This window comes from Ruegeria sp. AB5 (assembly GCF_056542645.1).
The window spans coordinates 39528-60201 of record NZ_JBQGAE010000010.1; the positions used below are offsets into that span (position 1 = coordinate 39528).

A 20674-nucleotide genomic window follows, 5' to 3' on the forward strand; every position below is an offset into this window, starting at 1 on the left:
AACGGGTGGAGCACAGGCTCCACCCGCTGCCGTCAATCTTCGATGATGTTATGGCCCGGCCCGTACGGGAAGCCGGTGATGTTCTCAGCGCCGTCTTCACCGACCACCAGAATGTCGTGTTCACGGTATCCACCCGCACCGGGTTGCCCCTCGGGTATCCACAGCATCGGCTCGATCGAGACGACCATGCCCGGCTCCAGCACGGTATCGATGTCTTCACGCAGTTCCAGCCCGGCTTCACGCCCGTAATAGTGGCTGAGGATGCCGAAGGAATGCCCGTACCCGAACGAGCGGTATTGCAGCAGGCCTTCATCAGCGAAGAAACGGTTGATCTCGGCGGTGATGCCCGAGCAGGTCGCGCCGGGTTTGATCAGGCTGAGGCCCAGTTCATGTGCGGCAACGTTGGCCTCCCACAGACGCAGGCTGTCAGCATCAGGCTCGCCAAGGAACAGGGTCCGTTCCAGTGCCGTGTAGTAGCCCGAGATCATCGGGAACGTGTTCAGCGACAGGATATCGCCCTTTTGCAAGGCTCGTTTGGTGACCGGGTTATGGGCACCATCGGTGTTGAGGCCGGACTGGAACCAAACCCAGGTGTCGCGGTATTCCGCATTCGGATAGGCGCGCGCAATTTCCGCTTCCATTGCGTCACGGCCTGCCATGGCGATCTCGATCTCGGTTGCGCCTTCGCGGATGGCGGCGTGAATCGCTGCTCCGCCTACGTCTGCTGTCCGCGCGCCGCCTTTGATCAACTCGATTTCTTCTGAGGATTTCACCATGCGGGCGGCCATGGTATCTGTAGCGATGTCGACCAGTTCGGGCTGACCCAGCATGGCCAGCGCCGTGTCGCGTGCGGCCAGTGTCATGTGATCGCCTTCGACACCGATCCGTTTAGCCCCACCGATCAGGTTGGCCACGGCACGCCAGTAATTGTCGCGCTTCCAATCGGTGTAGATCACATTATCCTCAACCGACCGGCGCCACGGTTGGCCTGCGTCGATATTGGCAGACACGGTGGTGCAGGCATCTTGCGTGACCACGCAGCCATAGGGGCGACCGAAGGCGCAGTAGAGAAAGCCGGAGTAATACGCGATGTTCTGCATCGATGTCAGCAGAACCACGGGGATATCCCGTGCGGCCATTATGGCGCGCAATTTGCCAAGGCGGCGGTCATATTCGCTCTTGCTGAACGGCAGAGGGGCTTTGTCGCCATTGTGGCAGGTAAAGAATTCTGGGCGTTTTGTGTCAGTCATAACAGGTCTCTCATCTATGCCGGGCGGCAATACCCGGCCACTTGTCCCGGCGTTCAGGACAGGCGGTCTCGGGGTCCGAGAGCCGAACACCCCCGATGATGCCGCGACGCCATCGCGGCTGGGGTGAACGGGTGAATCGTTAGATCAGACCTGTGCCTGCGTCAAGCGGGAGATAGCCCTCGCAGACGTTCCGAGCGACGGCGCAGCAACTCGACCGTGGTCAGCAAGGCAATCGACAAGACCACCAGAATCGTGGCGACCGCCAGAATGGTCGGGCTGATCTGTTCGCGCAGTCCGGTGAACATCTGCCACGGCAGGGTCTTTTGGCTGGCAGAGCCCACGAACAGCACCACAACCACTTCGTCGAATGACGTGATGAAGGCAAACAGACCACCCGAGATGACACCCGGCAGGATCAGAGGCATCTGGATTTTGAAGAAGGTCCGCACAGGACCTGCACCCATGTTCGCTGCCGCACGGGTCAGCGATCGGTCGAACCCAACCAGTGTTGCTGTTACCGTGATGATCACAAAGGGAATGCCAAGAACCGCATGGGCCAGAATGACCTTCAGGTACCCCACGAAGTTCTTGTTCATACCCAGCGTTCCTTCCATGAAGCGACCAATATCGCTGTAGAAGAAGAACATGCCCGTTGCCGAGATGATCAGCGGCACAATCATGGGCGAAATCAGGATACCCATGATGGCGCGGCGGCCGGGAACGTGGCTCTGACTGAGGCCGATGGCGGCCAGCGTACCCAGCGAGACCGAGATAATCGTCGCAATCGGGGCGATGATCAGCGAGTTTTTGAAGCTGCGCTGCCATTCATTGTTGGTGAAGAAATCGCGGTAATGTTTCAGCGAATACCCCTCGGGGTCCAGACGCAGCATTTCAGGCGTGAAGGTAAAGAAATCTTCCGCGTTGAACGACAACGGCAGCACCACAAGGATCGGAGTGATCAGGAAGACAAAAATCGCGCCGCATATCACGCGGAACAGGTAATGATAGAACACCTGTTTCGGGGTCAGATACGGCAACAGCTTCTGGCGGTACCGGCCTTCGTAAAGCCAGTAGATGAACCAGACGAAGAACCACCCGCCCAACAGGCCCAGAACACCGCCCATCGCTCCTGCGACCAGGAAACCTACGACCCCGAACCCGAGGATGTTGATCCAGCGGGCCAGTTTCTCGTTCTTGACAAATGTGATGTAGGCCCAGGCCAGGGCCGCAATCAGGACGGCTCCGCCAAGGATGCCCAGAAAGATCGAGCCGTTGCCCGCGCCGACGAAGATACCGGCGAAGGCACCCGCCAGCGCGACGCTGGGCAGGACCATCGACATGGGTTTGCGGGATATCGGAGTAAGTGCAGCCATATCGATTATCCCAGCTTGACGTTATCGATGCCCACGATCTTGTCGTAGCACCAGTAGAGCAACAGCACGACACCCAGCAGGATCGTCCCCAATGCCGCCGCCAGCCCCCAATTCAATGAAGACGAGATGTGATAGGCGATCCGGTTCGAGATGAAGACACCCTTGGTGCCGCCCACGATCTCGGGTGTGATGTAGTAGCCGATGGCCAGAATAAACACGAGGATCGAACCTGCGCCGATACCCGGAATGGATTGCGGGAAATAAATGCGCCAGAAAGTCGTCCAGTTGGTCGCCCCCATCGATTTGGCAGCGCGCGTGTAGGAATCGGGGATTGTCTGCATCACCGAGTACATGGGCAGGATCATAAAGGGCAGCAGGATATGCGTCATTGCGATGATCGTACCGATCTGGTTGTTGATGATGATCAGCCTTGCGTCATCTGCCACCAGCCCCAGCCAAACAAGCGTGTCGTTGATCACGCCTTGTTGCTGCAGCATCACTTTCCAAGCAGACGTCCTGACTAGAAGGGACGTCCAGAATGGCAGAAGAACAAGTATCATCAAAAGGTTCGACATGCGCATCGGCAGCGTCGCCAGCAGATAGCTGACGGGATATGCCAGCAGGATGCAGGACGCGGTTATGACCAGAGACATGAACAACGTGCGCCCGAACAGTTTGATCAGAATCTGTTTGTCTTCCGGCTGCGATTGCGCGCCGTCGGGTGTGCGGCGCATATCGACCGCATTCAGGAAATAGCCGTTGGTTACAGCAGGAGAGTGGGTCTTGATGACGGCCCACGTGTTGGGCTCACCCCACCCATCGTGAACCTCGATCACCTGATCCTTGAATGGCCCATCGGTTTCGGGGTCCAGTTTTCCCAAACTCCGGCCTGAACGTCGAAACATCGAAGACATGCCTGTTTCTTCGTAGTTCAGGCGCGAACCCAAACGGGTGTGCGTCTTGTTGTCGACCGCAATGACCATATCGCGGACAAAGGCATCATAGACAGCCTCATCCGGCAATTCGCCGCTGGTTTCATCCCAGTTCTGCAGGGCTTCGACCGTCAGGGGTAGCGTCTCTTGAACGATACTGTTTTCTACTGACCGAAACAGCATCGAAGCAATCGGAACAATGAATGAGAACAGAACAAACAGAAGAAGTGGGGCAATCAGCAACAGCGCCCGAAGTTTCTGTCTCCGCAGTGAGCGCGCCAAGGATTGCTTTAGCGGCGTTCCATCCGCTGCCAGCATGGGTCCAGCGTTTTGGGTTGCGTCAGTCATCATGGCCCCTTGGGTCGTTCCGGGTCGGGGGCAGCACGCCGCCCCCGACAGGATTTTGGTTACACCAGACGCTTATTGCGCCAGCCACGCCTGGAATTTGGCGTCGATATCGTCGCGGTAGTCCGCCCAGAACTCGTAGTTATACAGGAACGTGTTCTTGGCGTTTTCCGGATCGGTCGGCATGTGCGGCGCCATTTCGATACCCAGTTCGGCATGTTGACCCACCAGCGGAGCCGACGAGGCACGGGCCGGACCATAAGAGATCCACTTGGCCTGATCCGCCAGACGCTGGGTGTCGGTTGCGAACATGATGTAGTCCAGCGCCTGCTGCTGACGCTCTTCGCTCAGACCAGCCGGAATGATCCAGCCGTCCAGATCGAACACCTGCGCATCCCACAACATTGCGACGGGCTGGTTCTGCTCTTCGATCACGCTGAACAGACGGCCATTGTAGGTAGAGCCCATGATGACTTCGCCATCGGCCAGCAGCTGGGGGGTATCAGCGCCCGCTGACCACCAGACAACACTGTCCTTGATGGTGCCGAGCTTGGCCAGGGCCTGATCCTGACCTTCAGGGGTGGCCAGCACGTCATAGACGTCATCCTTGGCAACGCCATCACACAGCAGCGCCCATTCCATGTTGTTGATCGGACGTTTTTCCAGCGAACGCTTGCCGGGATAGGTTTCCAGATCGAACACCGCGCAGACATCGGTCGGCGGCGTGTCACCGACCAGATCGGTACGGTAGCCGAACGTGGTCGAATAGACGATTTGCGGAATGAAACAGTCGCTGACCAGCAGGTCGCCAAAGTCTTCTGTGGCGGACGTGCCATCCGGTGCCGGGGCCAGCTGAGTGTCAAAGTCGATTTCCATCGCCAGACCTTCGTCGCACAGGCGGATCGCGTCGGCGGCAACCACGTCCACGACATCCCATGTGATGTTGCCCGCTTCGTTCATTGCGCGCAGTTTGGCGACCGCTTCGGCCGAGCTGTCATCATTCAGGATGGTGACGCCGGTCTTTTCGGAATAGGGCTCGTGATACGCTTTGAGCTGTGATTTGGAATAGGCGCCGCCCCACGACACGATGGTCATCTCTTGGGCGGATACGCCACCGGCCGCTGTTGCCAAGGCCGCTGCGGTCAGCAGAGTCTTTGTTGGTTTCATGTGTTACTCCCAGTACATCCCGTTTGTTCTATGGTCAGCCGGCGCACGGGTTTTCGCCGGCCGGTCCCTCAGTGAAGCCGCGCTTGTGCCACGCGGCTTGGTCTATGCGTCAAGCGCACGACAATCCTTGGCCAGCCAGCCAATGTCGATCTCCTGGCCGGGCTGCAAACGAACAGCATCCGGGGCGTTGCGTGTTTTGACAATGAACTCGTCATTGCCTGCCACCGACATGCGGAAACGGAACACGTCGCCCATATAGATGAACTCTTTGACCGTCGCCCTCAGCGTATGTGCATCCGCGTGCAGACGGTCCTTGTTGAACTCAACCCGTTCGGGTCGGATCGACACTTTGGTGCGTTCGCCCGGGTTGTGCACATTGATCGGGACAGCATCGATTTCCGAGCCATCGTCCAGTTGAACAAGGCAGGTGGCACCGTCGATCGATTTAACGACACCTTCCAACGTGTTGTTCTCACCGATGAACTGCGCAACAAAGCTGTTCTCGGGCTCTTCGTATAGCTGGTCTGGCGGCGCAAGCTGCTGGATACGGCCATCATCAAACACAGCAACGCGATCCGACATGGTCAACGCCTCGGTCTGGTCGTGGGTCACGTACACAGTCGTGATGCCCAATTCATGGGCAAGTCGCGTGATTTCAAACTGCATATGCTCACGCAGTTGCTTGTCCAATGCGCCCAAAGGTTCGTCCATCAACACCAGTTCCGGCTCGAACACCAAGGCACGCGCCAATGCGATCCTTTGTTGTTGACCACCAGACAACTGGGCTGGGCGTCGACCACCGAACTGACCCATCTGGACCATATCCAACGCTCGCTTGACCTTGGCCTCGCGGGTGGACTTGTCCAGCTTTCGGACTTCCAGCGGGAACGAGAGGTTCTCGGCCACGGTCATGTGCGGAAACAAAGCGTAGTTCTGGAACACCATGCCAATACCCCGCTTGTGCGGCGGTATGTTGTTGATTGGCTTGCCATCCAGAAGGATTTCACCATGCGTGGCAGTTTCAAACCCGGCGAGCATCATAAGACACGTTGTCTTACCGGACCCTGACGGCCCTAGCATCGTCAGGAATTCACCTTTGGGCATTGATAGGTTAAGATCTTTGACGACAAGGTTCTCGCCATCATAAGATTTCTGGACGCGTTGAAATTCAACAAACGCGGCGTCGATATTTGTGTCGGTCACAAGACCCCCTGTTGCGCCAAATGATTATCCGGTTGGTCCGAATTTCACTGATCTTCTCGTGCATTGAAGCCGAGGCTAACAAATGGTTGCAAGCCCGTAAAGCGATTGGGCGCGCAGTAACGTCGCTTTTGCCTAATTTTGCGACATGTTCAGATTTTTCATATGTCGGGTGAAACCGTGATTTCTGGACAGCACGCGCTTGTTGAAATGAGGCTGAATCATAGACAGCGCAGCAATCGTGCGCAGTTTGATGCAGTTCAGAAACAATCGAGTTACACTTCGAAAGTGATCCCAATCGGACGCCCGCCGACCGATTGAAGTCGTCAAAAATGCATGCAGCCAACGCTTTTGCCGAGCATCAGATAGTTCCAAGACATCAGTCAATTTCCGTTGTCTGCAAAAGCGTCGAAAGGCCCGCCACTTCCATCAGGTCCTGCGCCCGTTTGGTCCTTGTTTCAAATACGGCCTGGTCGACCCCCCTCACTCGGCAGTCTCGGATAGGAAGCATAACACGCGTGAGTTCTCATCGATTTCCATCGCCGTGCGTGCTGCGTCATTCAGCACCGCAGCCAATCCTGCCCCGCCGGACGCCGTGGTTTCCAGACCGGCCGCCGCCATGGCACTAAGTTTCTCGGTGACTTCCTCATCCGTCAGGGTCAGAAACAGGTCTGCATCTCTGGCCAATCCGTTCAGCGCAATCAGCGACGGTTCTTTGCAGTCCAGACGCCCCATGATGCTGTCCGGTCCATCGGCAAACACGCATTCTCCTGCCGCAATACTTGCCTGTAAAGCAGGCGCTGCTTCGGGTTCGACGACAATGATTTTCGGCCCATCGCCCCACGTTTTGCGCGCGTAGGCAGCAACGGCACAGGCCAATCCGCCTACTCCTGCTTGCAAAAGGATATGTGTTGGCACCTCGGGACATTGCTCTGCAGCCTCGGCTGCCATTTGCAGATATCCCTCCATCAGCGTCCAGGGCAGATCGAAGTACCCGTCCCACGAACTGTCCGACAGCAATATCCAGCCGTTTTCTTCAGCCGCCGCGCTTGCGGCTTCCATGCTTGCTGCATAATCGGCGCCACTTCGAACAACTTCCGCATTCTGAGCCTTCAACCGCTGGGCAAAACCTTCGGGTACGGTTTCAGCGATGTAGACGACGGCCGTCGCGCCGAACACTCTTGCGCCTGCCGCGACGCTCATACCATGGTTCCCGGCGCTGGCCGTCACATAGGTCACACCGTTCAATGTCTGTGCGTCAGGATCATCCGACCTCTCAGCGGCGTGACGCGCGATCACATAGGCCGCGCCAAGTGCCTTGAACGAACCAAGATTCATGCGCGAACGCTCATCCTTGACCCAGATTTGGGCCACAGGGGCCAGTGCCCCGGCCTCGACAAGAGGTGTCCCATTAGAAGCGGGGCACCTGGAAAGCAAAGCCGCAACACGCGCTGCATCCGTCGACGGATAAGGCGCGGTGGGCGCCAGTTTTGGGCCCGACCGGTATGGATTGGATACGATCTGCATGGTTCCCCCGAGTTTTAGTCTGTTGACGTGAACCGATCGCTGGAGTTCTGTCAACGATAGTCTGTTGAGAACCGGAGAGGCCAATGCCGCATTCTGATCCAGCCTTCAGTCAGGCAGAATATGATCGCCGCCTTGCCAAGACGCGGGCTGCAATGGACGCACAGGGACTTGACTGTCTGTTTGTCGAAGACCCGTCGAATATCGGATGGCTTACTGGCTATGAAGGCTGGTCATTTTACGTTCACCAAGGTGCTCTTGTCTTTCTGGACGCAGACCCGATTTGGTGGGGACGTCAGCAGGACACGAATGGTGCGCTTCGCACGGTCTGGATGAGTGCCGACCGGGTCTTTGGATACGCAGATCATTTTGTGCAGTCGACCACGCGGCACCCGATGCAGGATCTGGCAGACCTGATTTCCAACTGCGGGCACGGTCACAGCCGCATTGGGGTAGAGTTCGACAACTATTACTATTCGGCCAAAGCCCATCAGACATTGGTCGATGGCCTGCCCAACGCGACGCTACTTGATGCAACGGCTTTGGTGAATTGGCAACGCACCGTCAAATCCCAAGAAGAAATCGCCCTGATGCGCAAGGCGGCCCGTATTTCAGAGCATATCGTGGACGGGGTTCTGGAACGCGTTGAGCCTGGGTTGCGCAAGAATGAATTGGTCGCGCAGATTTACCGTGACGCGATTACGGGCGTCGGTGATGATTGGGGGGACTACGCGGCCATTGTACCGCTTCTGCCGTCAGGTTCAGACGCAGCCGCGCCGCATCTGACCTGGAACGGTGACAGGTTCAAACCCGGCGAATGCACGTTTTTCGAGTTGTCTGGCTGCTATCGCCGCTATCATGCTCCGTTTTGCAGATCGGTGTTCCTGGGTCGTCCCCCTGATCACCTGAAAAGGGCCGAGGCCGCTTTGGTCGAAGGGCTCGAGGCCGGGTTGGAGGCGGCGAAACCCGGCAACCGTGCCAAAGATATCGCAATGGCTCTGGCTGCGCCACTTGAGCGCGCGGGGATCGAACGCGGTGCGCGTTGTGGCTATCCCATCGGCCTGAGCTATCCGCCAGATTGGGGCGAACGCACGATTTCATTGCGGGAAGAAGATGAAACCGTCCTGGAATCCGGTATGACTTTTCATTTCATGCCCGGGCTGTGGATGAGCGACTGGGGCCTTGAAATAACCGAGTCTATCCTTGTCAAAGACACCGGACCAGCAGAGTGCTTGTGCAATCGGCCTCGCAGAGTGTTCGTGAAGCCATAGTGGTTTGCGCAATCCGGCCTGGACGGATCACAGCACATCAAACCGAGCAAGATCGCGTCAGATGCGGAAACGTTGGCTGTAAAGCGTAAAGGCAGTCATCCAGTGGTAGGATCCTGTGCCGCCTGAAAGCAATGATATGGCCTCCTATTCTTCACTCAGAACGGTTGAACGACACTCTTTGGGACCGGTCAAGCCAACTGCATAGGCTGGTGAGAACAAATGATACAGTAAGGCTGATTATGGTTTCGGAGCTCATAGCGGTGTCGTTTCACTTCGTGGTCTTGGTGTCAGTTAGATGAATGCCGCACAAATCCATCGTGATTTCCTGAGGGCTGTTTTTTCGTTCAAAAGGACCTGCCACGGAGTTGTAGCCCCTGCCGATGGGGTAAAACTCTGCAATCTATCGTAGGTGCGCGAGCGAACAGCTGTAGGCGTGCCAATTGTTGTGCGCGTACCTAAAATCTACCAAGCTGGTTTCACGGCTGCTTCCGTTTGACCGAAATAATGCAGCCAGAGTGTTTTGGATGTCGTGCCGGTACATCGCGTGCCATTGCGTCCACGTTTCCGAGGTGCCGCAACGCTCCGTTGTTCAGCAAAACGCCTCGCCCAGCATCATACCGGCGCTGTCCGAAACCGCTGGCAACACATTCCCAGTTTTCCTTGGCCGCCGCGTTGCGGAATCTCGGTAGGTCGTGCGGGTCATGCCGTCCAGGTATTGCTGCGACGTGATCGTGTTTCTTTGAATTGCTTTGGTGATTTAGATGGTGGGTCACTTGTGTTGTGCCAGGTTGCTGGACAGTACCGGTTGTCGGCCTCGGCTTGGGGCGCATGATTGTCACGACGCCTTGAGGTTTCGGATGTCCTGGGACGGCCACGTGAGTTGCCGTAGGTTTTGGTGTCAACTGTGGAACCTGGCCAGGAACCGCCGTGGGAACCTGATTGGGGGTTGCGGTTGGGACAAGCAGTGGCGTCGCCGTAGTACCGCTGGGTTGCGGAACACGGCCGGGCACTGCGACCGGAATCTGGTTTGGTGTTGCAGTCGGGACGAGCGGTGGCACAGCATTTTGACCGGTAGGCTGAGGCGGGACCTGACCCGGAACTGCGACTGGTTTTTGGTTGGGTGTCGCGGTGGGCACAAGTGGCGGCACCGCGGTAGGCCCGGTAACCAATGGCGGAACCTGATTTGGAACGGCTGTCGGAACCCGGTTTGGAGTCGCATTTGGTGCCAAAGGCGGAGCTAGTGTCGGCGCTACTACCGGCGTGGGAACCTGACCAGGAACCGCTATTGGTGTCGCGATAGGAACCTGATTGGGAATTGCATTCGGGACTGCGCCAGGCGCAAGGACTGGAACAGTAACGGACGTGGGTGTTTGCTGCGTTCCCTTAGGCGGCAACTGATTGGCCACCGGCTGCGTTGGGCCAGTAATTTGATTGCCTACCCCTTGCCCACCGGCCTGCCCGCATCCTTGGCTCGACTGGTGCGGATTCCCCACGCCACGGCACCACCCGTAATGATTTCCGCCGGCAACGACTTGCGTAGCGGCCAGTTCTGCAATCAGACAAGTTGCGGTAAGTACAGCAATGCGGTTCAGTTTCATAACATCCTCACCAACTTGTTGTTAGAGCAAGATACGCGCCAGGATCGCCAGAGTCGGTCAAAGGGCCGTCTCTCAAAGGGACACCGACATATCCGGACAGGAATAGGTTTCGCTTAAACTCAATGTCCAAACCCAGACCTGTCGAGGCCAGTGTAGCATTATCAACTTCAAAACTCGCAGGGTCATTGTTCCAGATGTAACCCACGTCGAAAAAGGCAAAGGGCGTTAGCCGATGAATGCTCTGAGAGCTGGGGAAGTAGGAGTGCGATATTTCGAATATCGCAGAAATCCCGGAATCACCGTCTACTTCGTCAAATCGATATCCGCGCAAAGCATAACGATCACCAAGGAAGTACTCTTCGACAGAGGGCAGCCGGTCTGTTGTGTACTGCCCCCATATTTCTGTCCGCCACGCAGTGTTGGGCGATAAGGCTGTTAATGGGCTTTCGTATCCGACGCCGCCTCGAAGATGCCAGAACGAAGAGTCCCCGTCGTCAAAGCTTGCGTCTGTGGTGTCGTTTTCATTATCGCCAAAAGACAGCGTTAACCCTGCTTCCAGAGCTTGTCCTTTTGGATAGTTTTGCCCGTAAAGATATGTAAGGCCAACGACACTCGCGTCACTAGACAATGGAACGCCGCCACTGACTGAGTCCGCTTCGGAAAGGCGATAATCCAGCAGCAGATAGCCATAGCGGGCCACATCCCGGATCACGGGGTAACCCAACGCGACGGTGAAGTTCTCGCCGTCAATATCTGTTCTCGCAAAGTCCCCCGAGAGGTCACGTTTTGCGTTTATGTTCCCGTAGAAGACCTCACCGTACAGACCATTGCTGTTCAGCGGCGTGCGATAGGTAACAGCGCCCCACAAAGAGTGTTCATCGTCTTTGTCCCAATTGTAGTTGCCTGACCCTTCAAAGCGCAGCATATCCCCGACGGTCAGCGTCGAATAAAACTCTTGTACGATATAGAAACTGAGCGCTTCTCCAAGTTCACGCGGAGGGTTGTCGAGTGTCGCGCTACCTGCTTGTTTTCGCAAAGGCTCTCCCAATACTCTCAGCCGCGCACCGCCCTGATCCGGGTAATCAAGTTCGGTCGACACGTCCAAGTCGGGTATGTCCTCGGCCAGCATAACCGCCCGCTCAAATCGTTTGAGAGTTATTGGATATGCGGTGGTGAGGGGGCGAAAGATCTTTTCCAAGGTTTGGAACGTGCGCGTATCTACACCTTCAATTTCGATGGTTTGAATACGCCCTTCATCAACAACTATGCTCTGCCCATCGGGACCAGGCCAGGCCTCAGCCAAGAAATAACCGTCTTCTCGGTAGATTTGCGTGATCGTTGTTGCGACATCCGCCGCTGTGATGCGCCCCGACCGATCAAAGGCCAATTGACCGGCAAAAGTTAACAGCTCATCTGTATCATACACCGTTACGCCGCTGACCGAGTGCTGGGATGCAATGTCCCAGGTTTGGGCAATGCTACTTCTTGGAACTGATGCAGTGGCCACAAGTGTGCAAATGATCGCAAAAACAATCGAGCTGAATACGCGCATTTTTGACAACCCTAAGGTGGCTGAGCATGTTGAAGTCCAATGTTATTACGTGGTTCGTATGTGTGAACCTGACGCTATTCGATTGTATTGATGGGTGATGTTTTTAAGAAACACAGTGAACAGAGCACAGATCTACCTATTACGACGCACATACGACGGCGCTCAATTATACAACCCCGCCTTCCAACCAGTTAGAGTACAGAACTAGTAGGACAGTCCCTACATCTCCGGTTGCTCAAAAACATAAAGCCGCGATTTCTTGGCATCGTCTGTCAGGATATAGAGAAGCCCCCTGGTCTCATCGAGAGCGATCCCTTCAGGGTGTTTAACTTCCTTTTGTTTTCCATCTTCTGTGAACGTCAAACTTAGGGACTTTACTGACTTGGATTCTGGATTGTAGACGAAGATCTGACGACCTTTGTCACTCACAATCCAAAGAGAACGTGAGGACCGGGACCATGCCAGGCCGCTCAAATCCAGTTCATCATCATCTACACGCTCGGAGATAAAACCTGCATCGCGAGTTAAAGGAATGATCTCGACAATTTCGTCTAGCTCTGGTGATACAATCAGTAACAACCTTGGTTGTCCCTCAATGCCAACGAAGACCCGCCCGGATTCCGGTTCAACGGCGATGCCTTCGGGTCCCTTGTTCAAAGGATTGCCGACGAGTAGTGCAGCGGCGGTCGGGTAACCTTTAAGAGATGCGAGAGGTATTGTCGTCAGTTGAATGGGGTCAGTTGGGTGAACGACTAGGATTGATCGGTCAGTTTCTTGAAGCACCAAAACAGACCCATCCTTTCGAGGTGCAACACCCTCCAAATCTGATACTGCCAATGCTGGCAACTTGAAAGAGTTTCCTAATACCCTGTCGACTCCGAGTAGGTGCAGTCTAGGTTCGGCATCACTTACAGACCACAAAAAGCCTTCAGCGTTAGACATTGCCAAACCGGAAGGCTCTGAAAATCCCTCTGATTTGTCTGCCACCTTGAATTTATCGACCAGAACCAAACCAGCACTTTCGGCGTAAGCAAAATCGGTCCAAGGCAAGAAGGCTGCCGCAACCAAGCTGGCCGCAAAAGCGAGTCGTCCGAATTTGCAGAAACACCGTGAAATTTCAGGTCTTGTCGAAAACACTTTGTTTTCTGCCCTTCAGTTTTCTCGCGCGTGCAACACATCCCTTTATCGCGTTCATAACACAATTCGGCAGTGATGTCGGAAGAATGCTCTTTGAACTCTTTACCCGATCCCGTTTCTTGCGATTGAATTGAACGGGGCACATTGAGCCTGTGGTGAAGCGTAAACCCTTGGCGTGAGCAGGAGGGAAGATAAGTTTAATACGACTTTCCCGTTTAAGACCGTGTTGTTGATGCTTCTATTGCCAGGCGCTGCGGTGTCACAAGCCGACCCTGCTACGATGCTGGCCAGGGCTTCGGAATCGGAAATTCTCATCGAACGACGATGGACGCAGTTTCGTGGCAAACAGGAACTTTTTATTAATCTCGATGTGGTAGTCACGATCATTCCGGCTGGCTTGATCGTCTATCATCCGGTGAGACATAAAGCCCGTACATGCGTCGGCGACATAGTTATGCCAAGGCTTTTCTTTCTTTATGCGCTTATCGGTATGGCGGTTGAATTCTTGGTAGTCCAGCACGGGTCAATGATTGGATTCGTTATCTTCGGCATTGGAGCTTTGTTGAGATTCCGCTCCAATCTGGATGATCCGGTCGATACAGTCGAAATGATAGTCGTAACTGTTCTCGGTCTTGCAGTCGGCTTAGGTTTGCCGCTGATGGCCAGATTGGTCGCGGTTGTTTGTTGGTGTTTCATTTGGCTAGGTGGACGCAACAAGGGTGTTGAAATTTCGCTCAAAGCTTCGAACGAAGAGCACTCATTGAAAGTCAGCGGAGCCATTGACGCTATGGCCGCAGGCGCCGGCTGGAAGCTGGTCAGAAAACACCACGTTCCCGGAAAAACTCGCGTTTCATTGCTTTTCATCACCTCGGGAGGGCTTTCAGAAGCCCGGATAGAAGAGATGATAAACGATCTGGTCCCTGATAAAATTGAGCTGAAACTCAACCTCTAATCATTTCACAAGGTCTAATCGTTTCAACACCGCATTCGGGGATCTGATCTCTTTCGGGAGCGACTTGAAGTTTACCGACCTTTCGAAATCAGGGCCTCGAAATACCGCTATCCCAAACTCTCCGTTCGACTGGAACGCAACATGAGTGAAGCTGTGAGGCAATCGGGCGCTATCGCCAATAATCCGCCGTGGGCCGCCTCCCAAACAAGCTGGAGAGACATAAGCCACACTGTCTTTCCAACCGGGGTAGAAGGCATGATGGTGACCTGATAGATGCAGAACGACACTGCTTTCCAGGTAGATCTTCTCAAGTGTTGGGTCACCGATGATTTCGCGTTCGCGTTGGATCGCGAAGAGCCAAAGTGGGAGGTGACTGAAAGTGAAAATCCGGTCTCCATTTGCTCAGACTGGAAATATGCCACTCGAACTTCACTGTACGAACCGCCACACGACGGATCAACTCATGTGCGCCTTGCCAATGCCTAGTTTTTTCTTTGAAGCCCGGATGGGATCCTCAGCTGTCACAGGGTATTGGTCCAAGAGAAACCGCATGTCTTGGGACATGTCGTCTTGGCGGATTGTGCATGTATTGAGCATCGATTGTCTCCTTTCAGAGCACAGGTGGGAGGCCGGATAAGCTCCAACAGTAGCGCAATACGCACAGTCGCTATGCGTCAACGAACTCTTGGGAAGTGGATGCTGCTCAGGTCAGCGACCCCGCTTTTCCCGGCCGCGACGAAGCCTTGGGTGAATCCGGGCAGGCTGACATGACCACAGGCGTGGGCGAGAACTCGCATGAGTTCAACGCTGGCCGCATAACATAGCGCGAGCTTTTCTGCGCCGGGCTGCACATCTAGGCGCCCGCGCAGTTCGAAGAAGCAGCATGGTTCAACTGGTGGTTTTGACTGAACTAGACGTGTGGTGTCCGTCAGCGCTTCGCTGCAATGGAGGACATTGGAGCGCAGCACAGCATGAGGCAGTCGGGCTCTCCAGCTGTTCCATGCAGTAACTGGTCGCAGTCCACAGGAGACATTGAATAAGTACCCTACATTCTGCGGTCGCAGTATGCTTTGTGGTCTTTCGCTGCGAGTGCAAAGTTGCGTGTGCGCCAGAGGCCTGGAACGCAATAAAGCTGCCCTTCCAATATCTACGTTCAATGACCGAAACCCTGACCTCTAGAAGAAATACTTGATGCCAAAGCAAGGCCCGTATTGATCGACGTCATAGGCGAATTCTCCGGAATTCAGCTATCGCTATAGTCGACGCTGAAGTGCCGATATCCGAGTGTGAGGGTAGTTTTCTCCCAGGGTCGGAAATCAAATCCAACATTCGCCCCGATCTGAATGTCATTTCCACCAGCGCCGAAACCACCAAGTTCCAGAGAGGCAATCCCAGTCCAGTCCTCGTTCAATCGCCACATTCCGCGTGCGCCGATTACGGGTTCGATCCAATCCTGATCGGCACCCAATACAGGCGCACTACTGGGCCCCTGAGTGGTGATGTCTATTTCCTGACGGATGGAGTTGTACCTCAGCCCGCCCTGAAGATCGATGGCATAGCGTTGGTCATTGGCACCGTATGTGCCATCCGCAATGCGATAGGTCCCCGGCACGCCAAACCATTTTTGACGCACGTCGACCTTGAGGTCGGCACCCAACGGGCCGGGTAATGTGGTTTCTTTTTCGATACCCACATAGTTAGCATCAAAAACTATTCCAAAACTTCCATTCCACGCCTCATACCGGCCGGCGGCAGCAAGATCGAGCACGTCGCCAAGATCCAGATCAGCGGATTGACCGGCCGTGATCGATGTCCCGTTGGCACTTAGCGGAGTGAACAGATAGAACGAGACCCCATGACGCCAGCCGGCCTCGTCCTGACCTGGCGCGGGTAGTGATTGAGCGGATGCAAGTCAGGAATGCTGCCGAAAGCGTCATGGTACTGAGTGACAGAGGATGTCGCATGGCCGTGTCCTTGAGTTAACAAAACTTAGTAGTTGAATCTCAGGCCGATCCCGGCGCCTTGGTCATAAGGGCGATCAGCGCCGATCCCGATCAACACATCTGCATAAAGCGCAATTCCGGGGCTGAGGTTTTTGCCAATCTGAAACTCAGCGGTTACAGGCCATGCGTCGTTTTCCCAATCATAGGGCGCTTTGATATCTGCTTTGGCCCAATACCCATCACCGAAAGGCTGAAGCGCAATCAGGCGCATTGCAGTTTGGCTGACATCGGTCGGGCCATTATACGATGCGAAATGCTGGACCAAGGGGATCAGCGTCAGCCCGGTGTTTGTGTTGGCAAAGGCAAAGCCACCAAACGGGGCGATCTGATCCGACCCGGTGCCGATACCTTCCTCGGGGTCGCCAAAGTCAAGGATCCACTCCAGCCCAAACGCGGATTTGACCGTCCAAGTGTCATTCAGGGGTTTTTGTGACGGGAAATAGATCAGCTTGAAGCTGGTCTTTTCAAACCCGTTGAACCTCTCCCCGGTCGCATTTGTCGAATTGTAGTGGAGTTCATATTTCAGTTTCAGATCAGGTCGCAGCATGTATGCACCATCAATGAATGCATCCTGACGGTCTGCCCCGCCCTCCAGATCAAAATACTGATAGCGAATGTCCGTGTTGTTGACTGCAGCCAACGGGTTTGACGCGTTTTCCTCTGCTCCGGCAGCGCTACCCGCCATCAGCATCGCGGGGGTAAGGATTGACTGAATGAATAAACGGCGGGCCATCGTGTACCTAGTGAGACTTCGTGCGATTGGTGAGACGGCGGTGGAAACTCCGCCGTCTCAATTTCGTCATTGCCAGCTGGAAAAGACTTCCCGGGTTAGTTCGCTCTCAGGGCGAAGGTTCTCGATCCCCTCATAAGGAACACCTTTTCCAAGGGGCAAATGGGGGTGTTTGGCGATGGTTTTCTGATGGCGCTTGACCATGTCTTGAAAAGACGCCCCGGACCATAGGGAGTACCCGATAAGCGGATGTTCCTCGCGTGGATCACGGTAGACATTGAACACAGGAGCTGCTGCGCCCGGCTGGCCGGGGGCCGGCAGGTGCATTTTGAACTCCTGCTTGACCACCGAACGCAAGACCGGTCCTTCATAAACGTAAACATAGTCGCGGCGCGAGTTACCTTCGCCTTCAAGCAGCAGTGCTGTCTGGTCGATCCCGTCAATTACACGGTCGCGCGGGATGCGGTCGGTTGCCCCTGCGATCCGGGCAAAGGTGGTGAACAGGTCTGAGACGTGCACGATGTCACCCGCCGCGCTGCCGGGCTCGATTGCGCCGGGCCACCGGATGAAGGCATCTGTACGCACACCACCTTCAAGATGCTGGGTCTTGCCGCCGCGGTAAATCAGCTGGTTCAAGCCAGACGTCCCCTCGTAGTGATACATCAAGCCATTGTCAGCCATGATCATGACGATGGTGTTGTCTGCCTTGCCGGTTTCATCCAGCTTGGCCAGAACTTCGCCGATCCAACCGTCCAGAACCTGCAGCTTGTCGGCATGGAAGCCGCCGTTGCGGGAAACGGCCTCATCAGGATAGGCAAAGTTCAGCGGGTAAAGCGGCCAGTATTGTATGAAAAACGGGTCGTCCTGCGAAGCCAGCTGCTCCAGCTGTTCCAATGCCTGACGCTGATAGCGCAGGTTCATTTCTTCGTATTTCGCCTGCGTCCATTCCTCGCCCGGTGCCATATCGACTTCGCGGGCAAGTCCTCCTGCCTCACCTTCTACGCCGGTTACCAGACCATAGGGTTTGAACCGCTGGTCCAGCTGAAACTGGTTGGATTGGCCCGACGCATGGTATCCAAGCATGTTGTTGGCAACCATGGCGTCCCGTATCATCAGACTCAGCTGAACCTGCTGATGCAAGGGAAAAGCCGCCCAATCGAAGCCCTGATTGTGGGGGTAGGCCTGTTCAATATCCCCCTGATGCCATTTCCCGACATGGGCGGTGTTGTACCCCTCTTCCTTCAGGATTTCGGCTATCGTCACCTCTTCGGACGCAAGACCTTCGCCGACAAGCGCGACTTTGACCTCTTCGACGCCCGCGCGCACGGGATGACGACCGGTCAGCATCGCCGTTCGTGTCGGCGTGCAGGAAGGTTCGGTGTACATTCTCATCAAAGACATGCCTTCCTCAGCAAAATCGTTGATGTTGGGCGTATCGTAGCCGGTGACATAGTTCATCGTCCGGTTGCCCATCTGACCAAAACTCACATCGTCGATCAGGATGTAAAGGATGTTAGGTGGCTTGCCGTCGTTGGCGTCACGGATGTCTGCAAGCTTTGCGTCGATTTCCGTATCCTGCGCCTCCCATTGCTCGCCGAACTGCGCGCGCAGAAACTCGAACTCTCCATCATGAATGATAGGTGCGTCCTGAGCAAAAGTCGCGCTTGCCATCAACATCATGGCCGAGGCGGTTTTCAAAATGGTTCTCATTGGTGTTCCTTCCCCAAAATCGAATTACATCTTTCCAGCGCGTCGCAGCGACTGGGCGATTTCATCCCGAAGACCGTCCAGGGTTTCGCGAATATCGCAGGTAAACTGGTATGATTGGCTTCCCGGAGCAGACTCCACTAAGAGATACTCGTCGCTGAGAAGCTGGTAGTCCCGGCAGATTTCATCGAACACCATGTCCGCACGCCGTAAGTCCGCAATCGCGGCTTGATGGTCAGGAAACAAGGTATCAAGTTTATAGCCTTTCAATTGCGACGGCCTGTTCGATGGATCAGCAGATTTCTTGATTGTTTATTGAATTCACTTCTCACAATAGGTTTATCAGGGCATAATACGGTGTAGTCAGCGACTTAACCTGCGGAAAAGATGGATTTATCCAAACGCACATCATCCCTGTTGAATGAGGGCAGTAGTCCCACTTCTAAGGATGTGCGAGCCGCACTTCAGCGGCTTGTCGGGTCTTCGACTTTCGCGGGTTCACGGCGCTTGCAGGACTTTCTTGTCTATGTGGTCGAGGAAACGCTCAACGGCAGGGCCGATAACATCCGCGCCAAAACAATCGCCATGGATGTCTACGGTGGGACCGTTTCCGAAATGGCGCGCCGTGAAAACGTGGTACGGGTGGACGCCGGTCGCCTGCGTCGCAAACTGGCCGAATATTATGTCGAAGATGGTCGCGATGAAGTCACTGTTTTCGATCTTCCAAAAGGCGGATACGCACCTGAGATTTCGACTAGGTCGCCCGGGACGGATCAGCGCAGAGTACCCGACACGGATACCAAGACGTACACCTGGCCGCGCCGGTTCATTGGGATTGTCGGGGTTTTCCTTATTATCTGTGTTGCTGTGGTAACTGCGTTAGTTTCGACAAATCGTGAGACTCCAGTCGGCCTGCCAATCGATAGCTTGAGCCAAGATGAGCGCAGCGCCATATTTGATGCGTCCCCCATGCGGCTTCAGGCCGTGAACCTGGCCAACTCGGGCCGCGATTTGATCTTTCCGGCCCTGCAGCCCGCGCGACTGAACGGAGCCCTGACAATATTCAAAGGGGCAATCGAAAACGACGACAGCTATTTCGGAGGCCATGCAGGGGCCGCGCAGGTTGCAGCAACGATAGCGCTGGTTGCACCAGACGCTGATCCGACCGGCGACATGCTGCGTTACGCAGACACACAGGCCAGCAGGGCGATTGAATTGGCACCTGAAACGGGGTGGAGCCAATCTGCAAAGGCCTGGGTCGAATTTGCCAAGGGGAATTGGCCTGAAGCTATGGAGTTTTCGTACAGGGCACAGCGTTTGGCACCAAACGACGTGCACGTGCTGGAGTTCGTCTCACTGATCCTGTTGTACTCAGGTGAGTTCGAAGAAGTCGTGGCGATCAGCGAAGATGCACTGTCGAAAATAGATTTGGACCGGGGTTATGTGTTTCAGAACGCAATGGGGTCTGCAAAGTTTCATCTGAAGGATTTCGAAGGGGCCGTTTCCGCCTTTGAGCAGGTGACCGAAAAGGGCGGCCCCGTCGGTCCTGTTTCTGTTGCCTATCTGATGGCAGCTCATCAGATGCTGGGCAACGAAAGTGAAGCTCAGGCCTTGTCGGACAAACTCTCGCGTGAGTGGCCTGACAGTCGGGTGGATATTTTGTTTCAGAGACTGTTCGCAAACCCGGAATACGGGGTTGAATTGGGCGACGCGATGAAACAAGCCAATTGGAAGCCAATTGTTAACGAATGAAGTCAATGTTTCGGCTATCGGAGCCTTTCCAGTATGAATTGACCACAGTGGTTGTTCGTCCATACATCATTCTCAGCGGCGTAGCGGTATAGGCCCCTGCTATACTGCCCGGTTCTCTAAAGACTCAGCCCGTTGCAACATGCGAACGACATTGCGCAGGCTCAAGCAATGCCCTCACTCC

General features: G+C 55.2%; 15 protein-coding genes and 1 pseudogene. 3 read left to right on the plus strand and 13 right to left on the minus strand.

All coding sequences use genetic code 11. The annotated features are described in order from the left end of the window. Positions 1-32 precede the first annotated feature (32 nt). The 6 genes from ACR0L4_RS16295 to ACR0L4_RS16320 all read right to left on the minus strand — a co-directional run bounded on the left by ACR0L4_RS16295 (position 33) and on the right by ACR0L4_RS16320 (position 7794). Positions 33-1250, minus strand: coding sequence for an aminopeptidase P family protein (locus tag ACR0L4_RS16295; protein ID WP_480514201.1), 1218 nt, complete (start codon positions 1248-1250; stop codon positions 33-35). 161 nt (positions 1251-1411) lie between these two features. Then, positions 1412-2623 (minus strand): ABC transporter permease, encoded by a 1212-nt coding sequence (locus tag ACR0L4_RS16300; RefSeq protein ID WP_480514202.1) that lies wholly within the window; start codon positions 2621-2623, stop codon positions 1412-1414. Between the two features lie 5 nt (positions 2624-2628). Then, positions 2629-3903, minus strand: coding sequence for an ABC transporter permease (locus ACR0L4_RS16305; RefSeq protein ID WP_480514203.1), 1275 nt, complete (start codon positions 3901-3903; stop codon positions 2629-2631). 72 nt (positions 3904-3975) lie between these two features. Further along, on the minus strand, positions 3976-5067 hold the full coding sequence (locus ACR0L4_RS16310; RefSeq protein ID WP_170754221.1) for an extracellular solute-binding protein: 1092 nt from the start codon (positions 5065-5067) through the stop codon (positions 3976-3978). A gap of 102 nt (positions 5068-5169) precedes the next feature. Then, on the minus strand, positions 5170-6270 hold the full coding sequence (locus ACR0L4_RS16315) for an ABC transporter ATP-binding protein (RefSeq protein ID WP_170754223.1): 1101 nt from the start codon (positions 6268-6270) through the stop codon (positions 5170-5172). A 480-nt stretch (positions 6271-6750) separates the two neighbouring features. Next, complete coding sequence (locus tag ACR0L4_RS16320; RefSeq protein WP_480514204.1) at positions 6751-7794, minus strand: pyridoxal-phosphate dependent enzyme; 1044 nt, start codon at positions 7792-7794, stop codon at positions 6751-6753. A gap of 83 nt (positions 7795-7877) precedes the next feature. Here ACR0L4_RS16320 and ACR0L4_RS16325 point away from each other — a divergent pair, with 83 nt between their 5' ends. Then, positions 7878-9062 carry a M24 family metallopeptidase gene (locus ACR0L4_RS16325; protein ID WP_480514205.1) on the plus strand — a complete coding sequence of 395 codons (1185 nt, stop codon included), beginning with the start codon at positions 7878-7880 and terminating at the stop codon, positions 9060-9062. Between the two features lie 49 nt (positions 9063-9111). Here the strand turns inward: ACR0L4_RS16325 and ACR0L4_RS16330 are convergent. The 3 genes and pseudogenes from ACR0L4_RS16330 to ACR0L4_RS16340 all read right to left on the minus strand — a co-directional run. Next, positions 9112-9251 (minus strand): annotated as a pseudogene (locus ACR0L4_RS16330) (IS481 family transposase); the annotation flags it as partial. Between the two features lie 1416 nt (positions 9252-10667). Beyond that, positions 10668-12212 carry a ShlB/FhaC/HecB family hemolysin secretion/activation protein gene (locus ACR0L4_RS16335; protein WP_480514206.1) on the minus strand — a complete coding sequence of 515 codons (1545 nt, stop codon included), beginning with the start codon at positions 12210-12212 and terminating at the stop codon, positions 10668-10670. A 219-nt stretch (positions 12213-12431) separates the two neighbouring features. Next, complete coding sequence (locus ACR0L4_RS16340) at positions 12432-13349, minus strand: SdiA-regulated domain-containing protein (RefSeq protein ID WP_480514207.1); 918 nt, start codon at positions 13347-13349, stop codon at positions 12432-12434. 256 nt (positions 13350-13605) lie between these two features. Between ACR0L4_RS16340 and ACR0L4_RS16345 the strand changes: the two genes are divergently transcribed. Next, positions 13606-14301, plus strand: a complete 696-nt coding sequence (locus ACR0L4_RS16345) for a DUF4956 domain-containing protein (protein ID WP_480514208.1) — start codon at positions 13606-13608, stop codon at positions 14299-14301. A gap of 1243 nt (positions 14302-15544) precedes the next feature. On the opposite strand, the gene ACR0L4_RS16350 is transcribed toward ACR0L4_RS16345, so the two are convergent. The 4 genes from ACR0L4_RS16350 to ACR0L4_RS16365 form a co-directional block, all read right to left on the minus strand. Beyond that, entirely contained in the window at positions 15545-16069 is a 525-nt protein-coding gene (locus ACR0L4_RS16350) for a hypothetical protein (RefSeq protein WP_480514209.1), read from the minus strand. Between the two features lie 221 nt (positions 16070-16290). Next, positions 16291-17037, minus strand: coding sequence for a hypothetical protein (locus ACR0L4_RS16355; RefSeq protein ID WP_170754237.1), 747 nt, complete (start codon positions 17035-17037; stop codon positions 16291-16293). Between the two features lie 66 nt (positions 17038-17103). Further along, a complete protein-coding gene (locus ACR0L4_RS16360; RefSeq protein ID WP_480514210.1) occupies positions 17104-18744 on the minus strand; it encodes a sulfatase-like hydrolase/transferase in 1641 nt (546 codons plus the stop codon). A gap of 24 nt (positions 18745-18768) precedes the next feature. After that, complete coding sequence (locus ACR0L4_RS16365) at positions 18769-19011, minus strand: hypothetical protein (RefSeq protein ID WP_480514211.1); 243 nt, start codon at positions 19009-19011, stop codon at positions 18769-18771. A 237-nt stretch (positions 19012-19248) separates the two neighbouring features. Here ACR0L4_RS16365 and ACR0L4_RS16370 point away from each other — a divergent pair, with 237 nt between their 5' ends. Further along, positions 19249-20493, plus strand: coding sequence for a tetratricopeptide repeat protein (locus ACR0L4_RS16370; protein ID WP_480514212.1), 1245 nt, complete (start codon positions 19249-19251; stop codon positions 20491-20493). Positions 20494-20674: the final 181 nt, after the last annotated feature.